This window comes from Acidovorax sp. NCPPB 3576 (genome assembly GCF_028473605.1).
Classification (GTDB): Bacteria; Pseudomonadota; Gammaproteobacteria; order Burkholderiales; family Burkholderiaceae_C; genus Paracidovorax.
Genome location: NZ_CP097267.1, coordinates 314,010 through 332,500 on the forward strand (window position 1 = coordinate 314,010; position 18,491 = coordinate 332,500).

The window sequence follows — 18,491 nt, forward strand, 5'->3', positions numbered from 1 at the left end:
CCGGCACCGCATTCCGCCCCCTTGCGCCTGCCGTCGGACGACGCCACCAACGGCTGGTCGGCCATCCTGCCGGCGCGCGCGCCGCGCCCGGCGCTGCAGGGCCGCGTGCGGGCCGACTGGCTGGTGCTGGGCGCCGGCTATGCGGGCCTGGCCGCCGCGCGCCGCCTGGCCGAGCTGCGCCCGCAGGCGCACGTGGTGCTGGTCGATGCGGGCACGGTGGGCGACAACGCCTCGGGCCGCAACTCCGGCTTCGCCATCGACGTGCCGCACAACGTGGGCAGTTCGCTCGAAGAACTGCGCCAGGCCGCGCACTACCAGCGCCTGCTGGCCGCCGGCATGGCCGACCTGCAGCGGCACATCGCCGCGCATGCCATCGACTGCCAGTGGCGCCGCGCCGGCAAGTACCACTGCGCCGTGTCGCCCGCGGCCGGGCGCACGCTGGACCACCATGCCCAGGAGCTGCGCGCGCTGGGCGAGCCGCACGAACGGCTGGACCGCGATGCGCTCGCCGCGCGCCTGGGCACGCGCTACTTCGCCGCCGGGCTGTACACGCCGGGCACGGTGCTGCTGAACCCGGCCGCGCTGTGCCGGGGCCTGGCCGATGCGCTGCCGGGCCCGGTCGCGCTGTACGAGAACACGCCCGTGCACGCGCTGGACATCGCCCCGCACGCCGTGGTGGCCCACACCGCGCAGGGGCGCATCGAGGCGCCGCAGCTCATCGTGGCCAGCAACGGCTTTGCGCAGCAGCTCGGGCTGTTCCATGGCGAGACTTTTCCGCTGGCCACCTTCGGCTCGCTGAGCGCGCCGCTCACGCCCGCGCAACGCGAGCGGCTGGGCGCACCGCAGGGCTGGGGCGTGACGCCCGTGAACGCCGTGGCCGGTGCCACGCTGCGCTACACCGACGACCACCGCCTGCTGGTGCGCCAGGGCTTCGAATACGCACCGCGCTTTCGCGTGGCCGCCGCCGTGCGCGAGCGCGTGCGGCGCGCGCACCGGGCCGTGTTCGATGCGCGGTTTCCGCAACTGGCCGACGTGCCGCTCGCGCATTTCTGGGAGGGCGCCATCGCCATCACGCGCAACGGCGCGCCGCGCTGGGGGCGCTTTGCCTCCAACGTGCACGGCGTGGCGGGCTGCAACGGCGTGGGCATCGTCAAGCACACGGCGCTGGGCGCGCTCGCGGCCGATCTGGCGCTGGGCCAGGACCATCCGCTGATCGCCGACGCCCTGGCGCTGGGCGCCCCCACGCGCATGCCGCCCGAGCCCTTCATGGGCCTGGGCGTGCGCGCGTACATCGCCCGGGAAAAGTGGGCCGGCCGCGCGGAGCGGTGATGGCCGATGGGTCGCCGGCTGGCCGATCGATCAGCCGGCGCGGCGCAGCACGTCGCCCGCCTTGTCCACCCACTGCTGCAGGCTGTCCAGCAGGCCTTTCTGGCTGAACGAGCAGCTTTCCTCGGAAAACAACGCGCTCGATTCGAGGCGGTCGAGCAGGCCGTGCAGCACCTCGGCGTAGCGCGGGGGCAGGGCGGCCAGCAGCGCATCCTGCGCGCGGGCCATCTCGCTCAACGCAGTGGCACTGCCGCCCGGGGCGCGGCACCGGGCCAGGGCGGCCTCCAGTTCGGCAAGCTGCACGAGGGCGGCGGTGGTGTCGGAGAACGTGGTCATGTGCGCAGCGTAGCGGGGAGGAGGAGGGGTGTCAGGGGTCATAGCGCGGTCAGGTGCTCGTAGAGGATCACCGAGCCGATGCCGATCAGCAGCACGCCGCCCACGGCCTCGGCCCAGCGCCCCGCGATGCTGCCCAGCACCCGGCCCACCATCACGCCGATCGTGACCATGGCGAAGGTCGCCAGGCCGATGGCCGCGGCCACGGGCAGGATGCCCACGTCCAGGAACGCCAGCCCCACGCCTACCGCCATCGCATCGATGCTGGTGGCAAAGCCGGTCACGGCCAGCAGCCAGAAGCCGTGGCGGGCGGGTTTTTCGGACTCGGCATCGGGCGCCTGGAACGCCGCGTACACCATGCGCAGTCCCAGCACGGTCAGCAGCGTGAACGCGATCCAGTGGTCCCATTCCTTCACGTAGCCCGAAGCGGCGTAGCCCAGCGCCCAGCCGGCGATCGGGGTGAGGGCCTCGATGACGCCGAAGATGGCGCCGGTGCGCAGCGCTTCGGACCAGCGGGGTTTCTGCAGGGCGCTGCCCTTGCCGACGGCGGCGGCGAACGCGTCGGTGGACATGGCCAGGGCCAGCAAGGCGGTGGAGGCGAAATTCATGGTGGGGAAGTCGTTGTACGGCCGGGCGAGCGCAAAGGCACGCCCCCGCTGCCCGACCTGTCGTCGCGGTGGCATGCCGATGGTCTCGCCAACCGCAACGGTTGCCGGCGCCACGGCATGCAGCATGCCGAGTGTGTTGACGCAGGCGCCTTCGTACAACGCTCGAAATACATTGCACGAAAGCCGGCTACTCCCCAAGGGAGCGCGGATTATAGAAGCCCCTGCCGGCCTGGGGCCGTGCCGGCCCTGGCGTGTGCGGGGGCTTGGGCCCGCTGTCAGAATCCGCGCCACCCCGACGAGCGTGATCCCGAACGTGCCAGACCCTTCCTCCCTTTCCGCGGCCCCGCCGCCCGCGCCGCGGCAGGCGCTGCGCGCCCTGGGCCTGGCCACCGCCACGGTGCTGGCGCTGGTGGCCCTCGGGCACGATGGCCGCCGCGTGGCGCAATTGATGGCCCTGGCCCTGCCCGCGCTGCTGTGGCTGGCCTGGCCGGTGCGCAGCGACGCCGTGCACCGGCTGCGCACCGCCGCCGTGTGGCTGTGGGCCATGGCCTTCGCGCTCGACGGCGTGGCTCGGGCCTACCTGCTGGACGCCTACCAGGCCGCGCCCGACAGCACGCTGGTGCTGGGCGCCGCCGCCAACACCACGGGCCGCGAGAGCGCCGAATACCTGTCGATGCACTGGCGCTCGGTGGCCGTGTGGTCGGCGGCGCTGGTGTGCGCCGCGTGGCTGGTGGGGCGCAGCGCGCGCCGCGGGCTGCGCACGGCTGTGCGCTGGCCGCGGGGCCTGGCGGCGCTGCTGTGCGCCTTGGTGGCGTTCAGCGCCCTGGGCTATGCCAGCAAGCCGTGGCGCCGGCTGCACCCGGTCGCGTACTGGATGCACTGGAACGCCTCGGTCCACGGACTGCGCAGCGGCTGGGCCGACCAGGAGCGCCAGCGCGGCGACCTGCTGGCGCGCGCGCGGCAGGCGGCGCCCGTGATCACGCGTGCTGGCCCGTCCACCGTGGTGCTGGTGGTGACCGACAGCATCAACCGCGACAACATGGGCCTGTACGGCTACGCGCGCCCTACCACGCCCCGGCTGGAGGCGCAGCAGCGGCAACTGGGCGGCGAGATGGCGGTGCTGCGCAACGCGTGGTCGGTCGATGCCAGCACGCTGCCGGCGATGGCCAACCTCTTCGGCTTCGGGCAGCCGGGCCGGGCCGACGGGCAGCACGTGGTCGCGCTGGCCCGCGCCGCGGGCTACAAGGTCTGGTGGATGAGCAACCACGACGACGTGGCGATCGAGCAGCAGCATGCGCGCCTGGCCGACGTGGTGGACATGGTGAACCGCACGCCGGGCCGCGCGGGCGCCTCGCTGGACGGCGAGCTGCTGGACTGCGTGCAGGAGGCGCTGGACGACCCCGCCGAGCGCAAGCTGATCGTGGTGCACCTGATGGGCGCGCACCCGCACTACCGGCTGCGCTTTCCGAGCGGGGACAACCCGTTCGATGACCACGTGGACGCGGTCGAGGCGCAGCTGGCCGGCCAGGGCCGTTCGGCCTGGGTGCGGCGCTATCGCCAGCAGTACGACGCGGCGCTGCTGTACCAAGACTTCGTGGTGTCCGAGACGCTGCAGCTCACGCGCGCCGGAGTGCGGCCGGGCGAATACCGGGCGTGGATGTACCTGTCCGACCACGGCCAGGAGGTCGGCCACGGCAGCGACCGCGCGGGCCACAGCCCGGCCACCGCCTCGGGCTACCGCATTCCCGCGGTGATCTGGCGCAACGAGGCGGCGCAGCCGGTGTCCGCCGCCATGGCGCAGCGGCCGTTTCGCGCCGACTGGGCGGGGTGGACCCTGGCCGATCTGTTGAACATCCAATGGGCGGGGGCTTCGCCGGAACGCAATGTGCTGGATGAGGCCGGCTACCGCTGGGTGGCGCCGACGCTGCCGGTGGCGGTGCCGTCGTTCTCGGACTGAGCGGGATCGGGGCGGCCGATGGGCCGGGCGTGCGAAGTGCCGTTCTACCGTTGAAGCATGTTTTAGGCCGCCACCGCAATATCCACTAGGGCATGTCGCTATCAAATGAATAGCATCTTGCGGCGGCCTGCATCCCCCTCCATGTCCCGCCTCGTTCGCTGCATCGGCGCCGGGGCCTGGGATAGGATGCGCAGTGGCCGCACAGCGGCGGCCGCTGCGGATTCCGGGAGGGCCCAGGGCTGGAACGGATTTTGTAAGTCATTTTGGAACGCGCACCATGGCCCTGGCCGTGCGGGCGCGCAGGGCCTGGGGCATGCGGTGGCATGGGGCGTCGTTTATTTCGCTAGGAGATGTCATGGGCTTTCCTCACCTTCCCTGCGCCGCACCACGGCCGGGCACCCGCTGGCTGGCCGCTACCTGCATCGCCGCGCTGGGCGCATTGTCCGTGGCGCCCGCGTGGGCGCAGGGCACGATCAAGATCGGCGAGATCAACAGCTACAAGGCCCAGCCGGTGTTCCTGGAGGCCTACAAAAAGGGCATGTACCTGGCGGTCGATGAGGTGAATGCCGCCGGCGGCATCGGCGGCAGGAAGCTCGAACTGGTCACGCGCGACGACAACGCCAACCCCGGCGAGGCCGTGCGGCTGGCCGACGAACTGGTCTCGCGCGAGCGGGTGGACATCCTGGCGGGCACCTTCCTGTCCCACATCGGCCTGGCGCTGTCCGACTACGCCAAGCAAAAGAAGCGCTTCTTCCTGGCCAGCGAAGCGCTCACCGACAAGATCACCTGGCAAAACGGCAACGCCTATGCGTACCGCCTGCGCTCGTCCACCTACATGCTGTCGTCGGCCCTGGTGCCCGAGGCGCTCAAGCTCAAGAAAAAGCGCTGGGCCATCGTCTATCCCAACTACGAATACGGCCAGTCGGCGGTGGACACGTTCAAAAAGCGCATGAAAGCGCAGCAGCCCGACATCGAGTTCGTCACCGAGCAGGCCGCGCCGCTGGGCAAGCTGGACGCGGGCAGCGTGGCCCAGGCCATCGCCGATGCCAGGCCCGACGCCATCTTCAACGCACTGTTCGGCCCCGATCTGGCCAAGTTCGTGCGCGAAGGCACCACGCGCGGCCTGTTCAAGAGCACCCCGGTGGTGAGCCTGCTGACCGGCGAGCCCGAATACCTGGAGCCGCTGCGCGACGAGGCGCCCGTGGGCTGGATCGTCACCGGCTACCCCTGGTACAGCATCGACACGCCGGCCCACAAGGCGTTCGTCGCGGCCTACCAGGCCAAGTACGGCAAGGAAGACCTGCGCCTGGGCGCGCTGATCGGCTACGACACCATCCAGTCGCTGGCCGCGGGCGTGAAGCGCGCGGGCGGCAAGACCGATGCCGAGTCGCTGGTGAAAGCCTTCAGCGGCCTCCAGGTGTCCACGCCCGACGGCCCCATCGAATACCGTGCGATCGACCACCAGTCCACGCTGGGCGTGTACGTGGGCAAGATCGCGCTCAAGGACGGCAAGGGCGTGATGGTCGATTACCGCTACGTGCCCGGCGACACCCTGCTGCCGCCCGAGGCCGAGGTGCGCGCGCTGCGCCCCGCGCCCTGACGCGCCGGGCCCGCCTGGTTCTCCGCGTTCTGCGCCTGCCCCCGCTTTCACCCCCGCGATGGATTTTTCCGGCTTCCTGACCCAACTGCTCAACGGGCTGGCCGAGGCGTCGTCGCTCTTCCTGGTGGCGGCCGGCCTGTCGCTGATCTTCGGGGTGACGCGCATCGTCAACTTCGCGCACGGCTCGTTCTACATGCTGGGGCTGTACCTGGCGTATTCGCTGGTCGAGCACATGGTGGGGCTTGCGGGCCTGGCGGGCGGGCCGATGGGCTACTGGCTCGGCCTGCTGCTGGCGGCGCTGGCGGTGGGCGCCTTCGGCGCGCTGGTGGAGGTGGTGCTGCTGCGGCGCATCTACCGCGCGCCGGAGCTGTTCCAGCTGCTGGCCACGTTCGCGCTGGTGCTGGTGGTGAGCGACGCGGTGCTGTGGCTCTGGGGCCCCGAGGAATTGCTGGGCCGGCGCGCGCCGGGCCTGGCGGGCTCGGTCGAGTGGATGGGCCGGCAGTACCCGACCTACAACCTGTTCTTGATCGCCCTGGGCCCGCTGGTGCTGGGCCTGCTGTGGCTGCTGCTCACCCGCACCCGGTGGGGCACGCTGGTGCGCGCGGCCACGCAGGACCGCGAAATGCTCGGCGCGCTGGGCGTCAACCAGGCGTGGCTCTTCACGGGCGTGTTCGCGCTGGGCGCGATGCTGGCGGGGCTGGGCGGCGCGGTGCAGCTGCCGCGCGAGCCGGCCAGCCTGGCGCTGGACTTGCGCGCCATCGGCGAGGCGTTCGTGATCGTGGTGGTGGGCGGCATGGGGTCGATCCCGGGCGCCTACGTGGCCGCGCTGCTGATCGCCGAGATCAAGGCGCTGTGCGTGGGGCTGGGCACGGTGCAGTGGTTCGGCATCGAGGTGTCGTTCTCCAAGCTCACGCTGGTGGTGGAGTTCCTGGTGATGGCCCTGGTGCTGGTGTTCCGGCCCTGGGGACTGATGGGCCGGCCCCAGGCCGCGAGCCGCAACTCGGCGCCGGCGGAGGCGCCGCTGCGCCCGGGCACGCCGCTGTTCCAGGCCGCGGCGGTGGCCGTGCTGGCCGCCCTGGCCGCGCTGCCGCTGCTGTCGGCCTGGCTGCCGTATGCCACGGTGCTGGCGCAGGACGTGCTGGTGGCCGTGCTTTTCGCGGTGAGCCTGCACTTCATCATGGGCCCGGGCGGCCTGCATTCGTTCGGCCACGCGGCCTACTACGGCCTCGGCGCATACGGCGCGGCGGTGCTGCTCAAGGCCTTCAGCATGCCCATGCCGCTGGCCATGGCGCTCGCGCCGCTGGTGGCCGGGGCCGGTGCGCTGGTCTTCGGCTGGTTCTGCGTGCGCCTGTCGGGCGTGTACCTGGCCATGCTGACGCTCGCGTTCTCGCAGATCGTGTGGTCGGTGGTGTTCCAGTGGGATGCCGTCACGGGCGGCTCCAACGGCCTGATCGGCGTGTGGCCCGCGCCGTGGCTGGGCGGCACGGCGTACTACTACCTCACGCTGGCGCTGGTGGGGCTGTCGGTGTTCGCGCTGCGGCGCGTGCTGTTCGCGCCGTTCGGCTATGCGCTGCGCGCGGGGCGCGACTCGGCGCTGCGGGCCGAGGCGGTGGGCATCGACGTGCAGCGCGTGCAGTGGATGGCCTTCGTGATCGCGGGCGGGTTCGCGGGCCTGGCGGGCAGCCTGTTCGTGTTCTCCAAGGGCAGCATTTCGCCGGAGGCGATGGCCGTGGGCCAGTCGGTGAACGGGCTGGTCATGGTGCTGCTGGGCGGCCTGCAGACGCTGCTGGGCCCCATCGTCGGCGCGGCGGCGTTCAGCGTGCTGCAGGACACCATCCTGCGGGCCACGGAGTATTGGCGCGCGCTGTTCGGGGGCGTGATCCTGCTGCTGGTGCTGGCCTTTCCGCAGGGCATCGCCGGCTTTGCGCAGCAGCTCGCGCAGCGCTGGGCGGCACGGCGGGCGGTGGCGCCGGCCATCCCCCGGGGGCCACCGCCATGACGCTGCTGCAGGTGCGCGGCCTGCGCAAATCGTATGGCGGCGTGCAGGCCGTGGATGGCATCGACTTCGACCTGGCGCCCGGGGAGCTGCTCGCGCTCATCGGCCCCAACGGCGCGGGCAAGTCCACCACCTTCGACATGGTGGGCGGGCAGACGCCGGCCACGGCCGGCTCGGTGCGGCTGCAGGGGCGCGAGCTGGCGGGCATGAAGCCCCGTGCCATCGCGCGCCTGGGCGTGGGCCGCACCTTCCAGATCGCGGCCACGTTCGCCTCGCTCACCGTGGTGGAGAACGTGCAGATGGCGCTGCTGGCGCACCACCGGCGCGTGTTCGCGCTGTGGCGGCCCGCCGCCTCGCAACACCGCGCCGAGGCCATGGCGCTGCTGGCCCAGGTTGGCATGGACGCGCAGGCCGACCGCCCGTGCAGCGAACTGGCCTACGGCGACGTCAAGCGCGTGGAACTGGCCCTGGCGCTCGCCAACGATCCACAACTGCTGCTGATGGACGAGCCCACGGCCGGCATGGCGCCGCAGGAGCGCAGCGACCTCATGGCGCTCACCCGGCGGCTCGTGGCCGAGCGCCGCATGGCGGTGCTGTTCACCGAGCACAGCATGGACGTGGTGTTCGCCTATGCCGACCGCATCATCGTGCTGGCGCAGGGCCGGCTCATCGCCGAGGGCGATGCCCACGCGATCCGCAACCACCCCGGGGTGCAGGCGGTGTACCTGGGCGCCGGCACGACCTTCGGGCAACGCGGCGCGCGCCATGAAACGGTGCCGGAGGGCGCGGCATGACGGTCCCCGCGCCGATGCCGCCGCTGCTGCTGGAAGTCTCCGGCCTGAACGCCTGGTACGGCGCGGCGCACATCCTGTTCGACGTGTCGCTGCAGGTGCGCCGCGGCGAGGTCGTGGCGCTGATGGGCCGCAACGGCGCGGGCAAGTCCACCACGTTCAAGGCCATCATGGGGCTGCTCGCGCGGCGGCAGGGGCGGGTGGATTTTCTCGGCCGCCCGATCGCGGGGCTGCAGCCCTACGAGATCGCGCGGATGGGCCTGGGCTTCGTGCCCGAGGACCGGCGCGTGTTCGCCGACCTCACCGTCACCGAGAACCTCGCGGTCGGCCGCCAGCCGCCCCGGCGCTGGCCCGACGGCAGCGAGGCGCCGTCCTGGACGCCGGCCGCGCTGTACCAGCTCTTTCCCAATCTGGGTGCCATGCAGGACCGGCCCGGCGGGCAGATGAGCGGCGGCGAGCAGCAGATGCTCACCGTGGCGCGCACGCTCATGGGCAACCCGTACCTGGTGCTGCTGGACGAGCCCTCCGAAGGGGTGGCGCCCGTGATCGTCGAGCAGATGGCGCAGACGATCCTGCAGCTCAAGGCCCGGGGCGCGAGCATCCTGCTGTCCGAGCAGAACGTGCGCTTTGCCGAGATGGTGTCCGACCGGGCCTATGTGCTGGAAAAGGGCCAGATCCGCTACGAAGGCTCGATCGAGGCGCTGTCGCGCAACGAGGACGTGCGCCGCGCGTACCTCGCGGTGTAGGCCGCGCCATGGACACCGCCTGCGACGAAGCCCTGCCCACGGCGCCGGCCCACGGCGTGGTCGGCGTGCTGCTGGCGGCGGGCCACGCGCGGCGCTTCGGCAGCGACAAGCGCCGCGTGCCCTGGCCCGGCCACGGCTCGCTGATGGAGGCCGCGCTCGCGCCGCTGCAGGCCGTGTGCCCGCGCGTCGTCGCTGTGCTGCCGCCCGGCGATGCCTGGGGGCTGATGCTGTGCTGGCGCCTGCAGGTCGAGGTGGCCTGGTCGTTCCGGCGCAGCGCGGGGCTGGCGGCCTCGCTGTCGGCCGCCCTGCCGCTGGTGCGCCGCGCGCCGGCCATCGTGGTCGCGCTGGCCGATATGGGGGACGTTCGGGCGGCCACCGTGCGCACGCTCATCGCGGCCTGGCAGCGCCAGCCGGGGCAGCCCGTGCTGCCGGTGTTCGGCGGCCAGCCGGGCAATCCGCGGCTGATTCCGGCACCGCTGTATCCCCGGCTGGAGGGGCTGTCGGGCGACGACGGCGTGCGCCGGGCGCTGGACTGGCCGGCCGCGCAGCGGTGCGCGGTGGACGACCCGGGCGTGCTGCGCGATCTGGACACGCCCGTCGGACTGGGCTGATGGCGGGGGCGATGATCCGCCGTGGCCTCGTGAAAAGGCTTTTGATCAAATCGGGCTCCAGCGCAATATCCACTAGGGCATGTTGCTATCAAATCAGGAGTAAATCCGTTTTGAAGGGGTGCGCAGCCCCGGCACCGGCGCCCTTTGGCCCCACGCCCGGCAACCCTGCGCTCGCGCTCCGGTATCCAACTGCGTCAAAATCACGCCCATGAACGCGCTCCACATCGCCGAATACACCCATGGCCTCGGCATCCAGGCAAAAGCAGCTTCCGCGCTGATGGCAAGGGCACCGGCTGCTATCAAAAGCAAAGCACTTCTTTCCCTGGCCCGCCTGCTGCGCGAGCAGACCGCCCCGCTGCAGGAGAGCAACGCCCGCGACCTGGAGCGCGCCCGCGCCGCCGGCCTGGCCGAGCCCCTGGTCGATCGCCTGAAACTCACCTCCAAGGTGCTGGAAACCTGCGCGCTCGGCTGCGAGCAGCTCGCCGCCATGGGCGACGTGATCGGCGAGATCACCGGCATGCGCCAGCAGCCCAGCGGCATCCGTGTCGGCCAGATGCGCGTGCCCATCGGCGTGTTCGGCATGATCTACGAGAGCCGCCCCAACGTCACCATCGAGGCCGCCAGCCTCAGCATCAAGAGCGGCAACGCCTGCATCCTGCGCGGCGGCTCCGAGGCGATCGACTCCAACAAGGCCCTGGCGGCCCTGGTGCAGCAGGCCCTGGCCGAAGCCGGCCTGCCCGAGGACGCGGTGCAGCTGGTGCAGACCACCGACCGCGAGGCCGTCGGCCACCTGATCGCCATGCCCGAATACGTGGACGTCATCATCCCGCGCGGCGGCAAGGGCCTGATCGAGCGCATCAGCCGCGACGCCAAGGTGCCGGTCATCAAGCACCTGGATGGCAACTGCCACACCTATGTGGACGACCCCTGCGACATCGCCATGGCGGTGAAGGTGGCCGACAACGCCAAGACCAACAAGTACAGCCCGTGCAACGCCAGCGAGAGCCTGCTGGTGGCGCGCGGCGCGGCGGCCGCCTTTTTGCCGCAGATCGGCGCGGTCTATGCCGCCAAGGGCGTGGAGATGCGCGGCTGCCCCGAATCGCTGGCCCTGCTGGCCGGCGTGCCGAACGCCAAACTGGTGCCCGCCACCGAGCAGGACTGGAGCGAGGAATACCTCGCCCCGATCATCAGCGTGAAGGTGGTGGACGGCCTGGACGAGGCCATCGCCCACATCAACCGCTACTCCAGCCACCACACCGACGCCATCCTCACCACCCACCACGGCCACGCCCAGCGCTTCCTGCGCGAGGTGGACTCGGCCAGCGTGATGGTCAACGCCAGCACCCGGTTCGCCGACGGCTTCGAGTACGGGCTGGGCGCCGAAATCGGCATCAGCACCGACAAGTTCCACGCCCGCGGCCCGGTGGGCATCGAGGGCCTGACCTCGCTCAAGTACGTGGTGCTGGGCGAGGGCGAAGTGCGCGGCTGACGACCCCCATCGAGCCCGCGGTCCGGCCCAGCCCCACACTGACATGAAAATCATCATCCTCGGCGCGGGCCGCGTCGGCTGCAGCGTGGCCGACAGCCTCGTGTCCGAGCAGAACGACATCACCGTCATCGACACGGACGCCCAGCGCCTGCGCGATCTGGAATCGCGCTTCGACCTGCGCGGCGTGGTGGGCAACGGCATCGACCCCGAGGTGCTGGCCGAGGCCGGCGCGCGCGACACCGACCTGCTCATCGCCTGCGCCGCGCAGGACGAGACCAACCTCGTGTGCTGCAAGGTCGCGCAACTGCTCTTCAACGTGCCCACACGCATCGCGCGGGTGCGCTCCTCCGGCTTCGAACACGACCGCGAGCAGGCCGCGCTGCTGCTGGGCAAGGACGGTTTCGCGGTGGACCGCATCATCTGCCCCGAGGAGTCGCTGACGCGCTACATCGGCAAGCTGGTGGAGTACCCCGAGGCGCTGCAGGTGCGCGAATTCGCGGGCGGCCGGGCCTGCCTGGTGTCGGTGCGCGTGCGGGCCGGCGCGCCGGTGGCGGGCGTGCGCATCGCCGACATGCGGGCCGGCGCCCCGGACCTGGCCATGCGCATGGTGGCCATCTACCGCCGCTTTCCCGAAGAGCCCGACCGCTTCATCGCCTGCGACGGCGACACGCGCATCGCGGCGGGCGACGAGGTCTTCGTGCTGTCCGCGCGCGAGCACATTCCCCAGGTGCTGGCCGCGATGCACCAGCGCGAGGGCCAGCCCGCGCGGGCGGTGCGCCGCATCATGATCGCCGGCGGCGGCCGCGTGGGCCTGCGCCTGGCGCGGCAGCTGGCGCAGCAGGGGCGCTTTCACATCAAGGTGATCGAGGGCGATCCGGACCGCTGCGTCGAGCTGGCCTCCACGCTGCCCTCCGAGGTGCTGGTGCTGCAGGGCGATGCCACCGACGAAGACCTGCTGGGCGACGAGAACGTCGAGGAGGTGGACCTGTTCCTCGCGCTCACCGACGACGACGAGGACAACATCATGGCCTGCCTGCTGGCCAAGCGCATGGGCGCGAGCCGCGTGCTGGCGCTGATCAACCGGCGCTCCTACGCCGACCTGATGCACGGCACGCAGATCGACATCGCGCTGTCGCCTGCGCAGGCCATGCTGGGCGAGCTGCTGGCCTACGTGCGGCGCGGCGACGTGCAGGCCGTGCACAGCCTGCGCCGGGGCGTGGCCGAGGCGCTGGAGATCGTGGCGCGCGGCGACCGCAAAAGCTCGCGCGTGGTGGGCCGCAAGGTGAGCGACCTGCACCTGCCGCCCGAGGTGCACATGGGGCTGATCGTGCGCGGGCTGTCGGGTGCGGAGCCGCAAGCGGATGCGGCCCAGGCCGGCGGCCCCGAGCCTTTGGCCGAGCCCCAGGTCATCATCCCGCGCAGCCACACGGTGATCGAAAGCGGAGACCACGTGGTGTTCTTCCTGCCGAACAAGCGCCTGGTGCGCGATGTGGAAAAGGCCTTCCGCCTGGGCGCGACGTTTTTCTGAACCCGCGCCCCCGACCTTCTTCGTTTCCACATCGACACCATGGCGGATCTTCTTCCCGTTCTGCGCGTGCTGGGCGCCCTGCTCGCCATGTTCTCGCTGGCCTTCGGCGTGCCGCTGGCCGCCTCCTGGTGGACGGGCGATGGCCTGTGGCCGCAATACGCCGGCGCCCTGGGCGCCACGCTGCTGTGCGGCAGCGGACTGTGGGCGGGGCTGCGCCACCAGGCGCGCGAGCTGCAGCCGCGCCACGGCATCATCCTCGTCGCGCTCGTGTGGGTGGTGCTGCCGCTCTTTGCCGCGCTGCCGCTGCTGCTGGCCATGCACCAGATCGGCCGGACGATATCGTTCACGCATGCGTACTTCGAGGCCGTCTCGGGCTTGACAACCACGGGCGGCACGGTGCTGACGGGGCTGGATGTGCTGCCGCTGTCGATCAACGTGTGGCGCACCTTCATGCAGTGGCTGGGCGGCATGGGCATCCTGATCCTGGCGGTGGCCGTGCTGCCGCTGCTGGGCGTGGGCGCGAGCCAGCTCTTCAAGGCCGAGGCCGCCGGCCCGGTCAAGGACACCAAGCTCACCCCGCGCATGACCGAAACCGCCAAGGGGCTGTGGGGCGTGTACGTGCTCTTTTCGCTGGCGTGTGCGCTCGCTTACTGGCTGGGCGGCATGCCGCCGGCCGATGCCGTCATGCACATGTTCACCACGGTGAGCCTGGGCGGGCTGTCGTCGCACGACAGCAGCTTCGGCTACTTCCAGTCGCCGCTGCTCGAATCGATCGCGGTGGTGTTCATGGTGGTGGCCAGCTGCAATTTCGCGCTGTATTTCGTCGCGCTGCGCAAGGGCCACTGGCGCAGCCTGTGGTGCGACCCCGAGATGCGCGCCACCGTGCTCACGCTGCTGGGCGGCGGCCTGTTCGTCGCGCTGCTGCTGTGGGCCAAGGACGTCTATGCGCCGCTGGCGGCGCTGCGGCACGGGTTCTTCCATGTGGTGTCGGTCGCCACGACGACGGGTTTCGCCACCACCGACTACCTGGCCTGGCCGGTGTTCGCGCCGATCTTCATGCTCATGCTGTCGGGCGTGGCCACCAGCGCGGGCTCGACGGGCGGCGGCATCAAGATGGTCCGCATGCTGATCTTGCTGAAGCAAGCCCGCCGAGAAATGACGCGCCTGGCCCACCCCCGCGCCGTGCAGCCCGTGCGCCTGGGCCGCGCGGTGGTGGACCACCGCATGATCTTCTCGGTGCTGGCGTTCATGCTGGTCTATGGCGCCACGGTCATGGTGCTGAGCATGGTGCTGCTGCTGACCGATCTGGACCTGGTGAGCGCCTTCTCCGCGGTGCTGGCCAGCGTCAACTGCACGGGGCCGGGGCTGGGGCTGCTCGGGCCGTCGGCCACCTACGCGGTGCTGACGGAATTCCAGCTCTGGGTCTGCACCCTGGCCATGCTGCTCGGGCGGCTGGAGATCCTGAGCTTCATGGTGTTGCTCACCCCGGCGTTCTGGCGGCGGTAGCGTCCTTGGACGCCTGAAGGGCGAAAGCCGGGGGGCGGGGTTGCGAAGCCGGGGCGCGTCCCCATATCCCTACAATTCACCACGTCTTTCGTCTTCCGAGGGCTTCCATGGTTCCGCATCTCATCACAGCCCTCACGGGGCCGATCAACGAGCTTGAACAGCGCATTCTCGATTCCATGCCCGCGATCGAGCGTTGGTTCCGCCTGGAGTGGATGGAGCACACGCCGCCGTTCTATACCTCGGTGGACATCCGCAACGCCGGCTTCAAGCTCGCCCCCGTGGACACCAACCTGTTTCCCGGCGGCTGGAACAACCTGACCACCGACATGCTGCCCCTGGCCGTGCAGGCGGCCATGGCGGCCATCGAGAAGATCTGCCCCGAAGCCCGCAACCTGCTGATCGTGCCGGAGAACCACAGCCGCAACACGTTCTACCTGGCGAACGTGATCCAGCTGCAGCGCATCTTCAACATGGCGGGGCTCAACGTGCGCGTGGGCTCCATCAGCCCCGAGATCAAGAAACCCACCACGGTCACGCTGCCCAACGGCGATTCCGTCACGCTCGAGCCCGTGGTGCGCACCAAGGGGCGCCTGGGGCTCAAGAACTTCGACCCCTGCACCATCTTGCTCAACAACGACCTCTCGGCCGGCCCTCCGGGCATCCTGGAGGACATCCACGAGCAATACCTGCTGCCGCCGCTGCACGCCGGCTGGAGCGTGCGCCGCAAGAGCCGCCATTTCCAGAGCTACGAAGAGGTGTCCAAGCGCTTCGGCAAGCTGCTGGGCATCGACCCGTGGCTGATCAACCCGCTGTTCAGCCGCTGCGAAGGCGTCGATTTCAACGAGGGCACGGGCATGGAGGGGCTGCGCGCCGCCGTCGATGCGCAATTGGGCAAGGTGCGCCGCAAGTACAAGGAATACGGCATCAACGAAAAGCCTTTTGTCATCGTGAAGGCCGACAACGGCACCTACGGCATGGGCATCATGACCGTGCGCGACGTCAAGGACCTGGATGCGCTCAACCGCAAAACCAAGAACAAGATGGCCGTCATCAAGGACGGGCAGACGGTGAGCGACGTGATCATCCAGGAAGGCGTGCTCACGCAGGAGCGGGTGCACGAGGCCGTGGCCGAGCCGGTCGTCTACATGATGGACCGCTACGTGGTCGGGGGCTTTTACCGCATGCATGCCGAGCGCGGCGTGGACGAGAACCTCAATGCCCCCGGTGCGAGCTTCGTGCCCCTGGCCTTCGAGCACAGCACGCACCTGCCCCAGCCCGGCGCCCGCCCCGGAGCCAGCGCGCCCAACCGCTTCTATATGTATGGCGTGGTGGCGCGCCTGGCGATGCTCGCCGCCAGCTACGAGCTGGAGGCCACCAACCCCGAGGCCGAGATCTACGACTGACGATCCGAAAGGGAGGCACCGGGCGCATCCCTCAGTTGCTGCATTGCAACAACCGGGTGGGGGCTGATTCACCGGGTGCGACCCGCGCCACAATAGCGGTCCCCAAATATCGGAATCCCGGTGGGCCTCGGTGCCAGCGGGCCAGTCTGTGCAAAGTTCCAAGTCCTCGCTCGCGGCGCTCACCCTGGGCGCCATCGGCGTCGTTTATGGCGATATCGGCACCAGCGTGCTGTATGCGGTCAAGGAGGTGTTCGGCTCGGGACACGTGGCCTTCACGCCCCAGAACGTCTACGGCATCCTGTCCATCTTCTTCTGGACGCTGACCACCATCGTCTCGCTCAAATACGTGGTGCTGGTCCTGCGGGCCGACAACAACGGAGAAGGGGGGCTCATCGCCATGCTGGCGCTGGCGTCCCAGGCGGTGAAAGACAAGCCCCGGCTGCGCAGCGTCCTGCTGTGCATCGGCATCTTCGGCACCTCGCTCTTCTATGGCGACGGGGTCATCACCCCGGCGATTTCGGTGCTGTCGGCGGTCGAGGGGCTCGAGGTGGTCTCGCCGCATTTCGGCAAGGCCGTCATTCCTCTCACCCTCGTCGTGCTGTTTTGCCTGTTCGCGGTGCAAAAACGCGGCACCGGCGGGATCGGGCGCTATTTCGGGCCCATCACCCTGGTGTGGTTCCTGACCCTGACCGCCCTGGGCATCCCGCACATCATCGGCCACCCGGAAATCCTGGGCGCCCTGAGTCCCCACCATGCGCTGGGCTTCATCTGGAACAACCCGGGCACCAGCTTCATCGTGCTGGGCGCTGTGGTGCTGTGCGTGACCGGCGCCGAGGCGCTCTATGCCGACCTGGGCCACTTCGGCAAAAAGCCCATCCGTCTGGCGTGGTTCAGCGTGGCGATGCCGGCGCTCACCGTCAACTATTTCGGCCAGGGCGCGCTGCTGCTGGCCGAGCCCGAAGCGGTGAAGAATCCGTTCTACATGATGGCCCCCGACTGGGCGCTGATTCCGCTGGTCATCATGGCCACCATGGCCACCGTCATTGCCTCCCAGGCGCTCATCACCGGCGCCTTCAGCGTGACCAAGCAGGTCATCCAGCTCGGCTACCTGCCGCGCCTGAACATCCTGCACACCAGCGTGCGGGACACGGGCCAGATCTACATCCCGTTCGTGAACTGGATGCTGTTCGTCGCCATCGTGCTGGCCGTGGTCATGTTCCGCTCCAGCAGCAACCTGGCGGCCGCCTATGGCATCGCTGTCACGCTGGACATGCTCATCACCACCGTGCTCACCTTCTTCGTGATCCGCTACGGCTGGAAATACCCGCTCGCCCTGTGCGTGGCGGCCACGGGCTCGTTCTTCGTGGTGGATCTGGCGTTTTTCAGCTCCAACCTGCTCAAGCTGTTCCAGGGGGGGTGGTTCCCGCTGCTGATCGGCGGCATCGTCTTCACTTTGATGATGACCTGGAAGCGTGGACGCGAATTACTCAACGAAAAGCTGCGCGACGACTCGCTGGACCTGCGCGACTTCCTCACTGCGGTCTTCGTCAGTCCTCCCACCCGCGTGGAGGGCACCGCCGTCTTCCTCACGGCCGAGACGGGCTCGGTGCCCAATGCGCTGCTGCACAACCTCAAGCACAACAAGGTGCTGCACGAGCAGAACCTGTTCGTCACCGTGCGCAGCCATGAAGTCCCCTGGATCGGCCTGGAGCGGCGGCTTCAGGTCGAGCCCCTGGGCGGCGATTGTTGGCAGGTCGTGGTGCACTACGGCTTCAAGAACGATCCCGACCTGCCCGGCGCCCTGGCGCTGATGCGGGGGCGAGGCTGCGAACTGGAGGCCATGACCACCAGCTATTTCCTGTCGAGGGACGTCGTCATTCCCACGATCGGCAGCGGCATGGCCCCTTGGCGCGAGAAACTCTTCGCGCAGATGCACCACAACGCAAGCGGTGCCGCCGGCTTCCTGAATCTGCCGGGCAATGCGGTGGTGGAGCTGGGCTCCAAGATCGAGATTTAAAAGCCAATGGCTTTAGGGACGATGCGCATCGCAAGGCGGCGCGCTCATCCCTTTCATCCTTTTCGTCGCCACCTTGAGCGGCGTGACATCGTGGGTGTTGGTTTGGCGGTCTGGCGTGGTGGCCGGCAGCCTCGCGCTATTTGTGCAACAGTACGGCCGCAAGCGCGCACCGAGCGTGTAGCCGATCCTTTCCTTCGCAGACCATGAACATCCTTTTCATTGCCGATCCGCTCGAACACTTCAAGATCTACAAGGACACCACGTTCGCCATGATGCGCGAGGCCCAGCGGCGCGGCCATGCGATTTCGGTGTGCCAGCCTTCGCAAATCGCTTGGCAGCGCGGCGGGCAAGTGATGGCGCGGGTGCAGGACATCTTGCTCACCGGGCAGTCCGACGCGTGGTTCACCGTTCAGCGAAACCGTGAAGTGCCGCTGGCGGGGTTCGGATGCGTGCTTATGCGCAAGGACCCGCCCTTTGATAGCGAATACTTTTATGCGACCCACCTTTTGGAGCAAGCCGAACGGGAAGGGGCACGGGTGTTCAATAAACCGAGAGCGTTGCGAGATCATCCGGAGAAGCT

The 18,491-nt window shown here is 69.7% G+C and carries 15 protein-coding genes and 1 riboswitch (1 of these 16 only partly in view); of the genes, 13 read left to right on the forward strand and 2 right to left on the reverse strand.

Annotated elements, in window-relative coordinates; all coding sequences use genetic code 11:
* The first annotated feature begins 21 nt into the window (after window positions 1-21).
* On the forward strand, window positions 22-1,329 hold the full coding sequence (locus M5C98_RS01550) for an NAD(P)/FAD-dependent oxidoreductase (protein WP_272550578.1): 1,308 nt from the start codon (window positions 22-24) through the stop codon (window positions 1,327-1,329).
* A gap of 30 nt (window positions 1,330-1,359) precedes the next feature.
* Here M5C98_RS01550 and M5C98_RS01555 read toward each other — a convergent pair whose 3' ends face one another.
* Window positions 1,360-1,662 (reverse strand): hypothetical protein, encoded by a 303-nt coding sequence (locus M5C98_RS01555; protein WP_272553410.1) that lies wholly within the window; start codon window positions 1,660-1,662, stop codon window positions 1,360-1,362.
* Window positions 1,663-1,700: 38 nt separating this feature from the next.
* On the reverse strand, window positions 1,701-2,267 hold the full coding sequence (gene mntP / locus M5C98_RS01560; RefSeq protein WP_272550579.1) for a manganese efflux pump MntP: 567 nt from the start codon (window positions 2,265-2,267) through the stop codon (window positions 1,701-1,703).
* Window positions 2,268-2,282: 15 nt separating this feature from the next.
* A riboswitch (yybP-ykoY riboswitch) is annotated at window positions 2,283-2,470 on the reverse strand.
* 110 nt (window positions 2,471-2,580) lie between these two features.
* On the opposite strand from mntP, the gene M5C98_RS01565 reads away from it, so the two are divergent.
* The 12 genes from M5C98_RS01565 to gshB form a co-directional block, all read left to right on the forward strand.
* Window positions 2,581-4,224 carry a sulfatase-like hydrolase/transferase gene (locus M5C98_RS01565; protein WP_442867218.1) on the forward strand — a complete coding sequence of 548 codons (1,644 nt, stop codon included), beginning with the start codon at window positions 2,581-2,583 and terminating at the stop codon, window positions 4,222-4,224.
* A gap of 355 nt (window positions 4,225-4,579) precedes the next feature.
* Window positions 4,580-5,824, forward strand: a complete 1,245-nt coding sequence (locus tag M5C98_RS01570; protein ID WP_272550580.1) for an ABC transporter substrate-binding protein — start codon at window positions 4,580-4,582, stop codon at window positions 5,822-5,824.
* A 58-nt stretch (window positions 5,825-5,882) separates the two neighbouring features.
* Window positions 5,883-7,823 (forward strand): ABC transporter permease, encoded by a 1,941-nt coding sequence (locus M5C98_RS01575; protein WP_272550581.1) that lies wholly within the window; start codon window positions 5,883-5,885, stop codon window positions 7,821-7,823.
* Window positions 7,820-8,614, forward strand: a complete 795-nt coding sequence (locus M5C98_RS01580) for an ABC transporter ATP-binding protein (protein ID WP_272550583.1) — start codon at window positions 7,820-7,822, stop codon at window positions 8,612-8,614. Before M5C98_RS01575 ends, M5C98_RS01580 begins: the two co-directional genes overlap by 4 nt.
* The gene (locus tag M5C98_RS01585) at window positions 8,611-9,357 is read left to right on the forward strand and encodes an ABC transporter ATP-binding protein (RefSeq protein WP_272550584.1); all 747 of its coding nucleotides are present in this window, start codon (window positions 8,611-8,613) and stop codon (window positions 9,355-9,357) included. The genes M5C98_RS01580 and M5C98_RS01585 overlap by 4 nt, the downstream gene beginning before the upstream one ends.
* Window positions 9,358-9,365: 8 nt before the next feature.
* On the forward strand, window positions 9,366-9,968 hold the full coding sequence (locus M5C98_RS01590; RefSeq protein WP_272550585.1) for an NTP transferase domain-containing protein: 603 nt from the start codon (window positions 9,366-9,368) through the stop codon (window positions 9,966-9,968).
* A 208-nt stretch (window positions 9,969-10,176) separates the two neighbouring features.
* Entirely contained in the window at window positions 10,177-11,457 is a 1,281-nt protein-coding gene (locus M5C98_RS01595; RefSeq protein WP_272550586.1) for a glutamate-5-semialdehyde dehydrogenase, read from the forward strand.
* A gap of 43 nt (window positions 11,458-11,500) precedes the next feature.
* Entirely contained in the window at window positions 11,501-12,985 is a 1,485-nt protein-coding gene (gene trkA, locus M5C98_RS01600; RefSeq protein ID WP_272550588.1) for a Trk system potassium transporter TrkA, read from the forward strand.
* Between the two features lie 39 nt (window positions 12,986-13,024).
* Complete coding sequence (locus M5C98_RS01605) at window positions 13,025-14,491, forward strand: TrkH family potassium uptake protein (RefSeq protein ID WP_272550589.1); 1,467 nt, start codon at window positions 13,025-13,027, stop codon at window positions 14,489-14,491.
* Between the two features lie 107 nt (window positions 14,492-14,598).
* The gene (gene gshA / locus M5C98_RS01610) at window positions 14,599-15,894 is read left to right on the forward strand and encodes a glutamate--cysteine ligase (RefSeq protein WP_272550590.1); all 1,296 of its coding nucleotides are present in this window, start codon (window positions 14,599-14,601) and stop codon (window positions 15,892-15,894) included.
* A 148-nt stretch (window positions 15,895-16,042) separates the two neighbouring features.
* Window positions 16,043-17,911 carry a potassium transporter Kup gene (locus M5C98_RS01615; RefSeq protein ID WP_272550592.1) on the forward strand — a complete coding sequence of 623 codons (1,869 nt, stop codon included), beginning with the start codon at window positions 16,043-16,045 and terminating at the stop codon, window positions 17,909-17,911.
* Between the two features lie 203 nt (window positions 17,912-18,114).
* On the forward strand, window positions 18,115-18,491 hold the start of the coding sequence (gene gshB, locus M5C98_RS01620; RefSeq protein ID WP_272550593.1) for a glutathione synthase. Its footprint extends 577 nt past the window's final position; only the first 377 of its 954 coding nucleotides appear in the window; it begins with the start codon at window positions 18,115-18,117; its stop codon lies beyond the right edge, outside the window.

What these genes read in the sequence shown, in the direction of transcription:
- M5C98_RS01570 (WP_272550580.1), top strand. Translation starts at nt 4,580, where the DNA reads ATGGGCTTTCCTCACCTTCCCTGCGCCGCACCACGGCCGGGCACCCGC.
- M5C98_RS01555 (WP_272553410.1), bottom strand. Translation starts at nt 1,662, where the DNA reads ATGACCACGTTCTCCGACACCACCGCCGCCCTCGTGCAGCTTGCCGAA.
- M5C98_RS01580 (WP_272550583.1), top strand. Translation starts at nt 7,820, where the DNA reads ATGACGCTGCTGCAGGTGCGCGGCCTGCGCAAATCGTATGGCGGCGTG.
- M5C98_RS01590 (WP_272550585.1), top strand. Translation starts at nt 9,366, where the DNA reads ATGGACACCGCCTGCGACGAAGCCCTGCCCACGGCGCCGGCCCACGGC.
- trkA (WP_272550588.1), top strand. Translation starts at nt 11,501, where the DNA reads ATGAAAATCATCATCCTCGGCGCGGGCCGCGTCGGCTGCAGCGTGGCC.
- M5C98_RS01595 (WP_272550586.1), top strand. Translation starts at nt 10,177, where the DNA reads ATGAACGCGCTCCACATCGCCGAATACACCCATGGCCTCGGCATCCAG.
- gshA (WP_272550590.1), top strand. Translation starts at nt 14,599, where the DNA reads ATGGTTCCGCATCTCATCACAGCCCTCACGGGGCCGATCAACGAGCTT.
- M5C98_RS01575 (WP_272550581.1), top strand. Translation starts at nt 5,883, where the DNA reads ATGGATTTTTCCGGCTTCCTGACCCAACTGCTCAACGGGCTGGCCGAG.
- mntP (WP_272550579.1), bottom strand. Translation starts at nt 2,267, where the DNA reads ATGAATTTCGCCTCCACCGCCTTGCTGGCCCTGGCCATGTCCACCGAC.
- M5C98_RS01605 (WP_272550589.1), top strand. Translation starts at nt 13,025, where the DNA reads ATGGCGGATCTTCTTCCCGTTCTGCGCGTGCTGGGCGCCCTGCTCGCC.
- M5C98_RS01585 (WP_272550584.1), top strand. Translation starts at nt 8,611, where the DNA reads ATGACGGTCCCCGCGCCGATGCCGCCGCTGCTGCTGGAAGTCTCCGGC.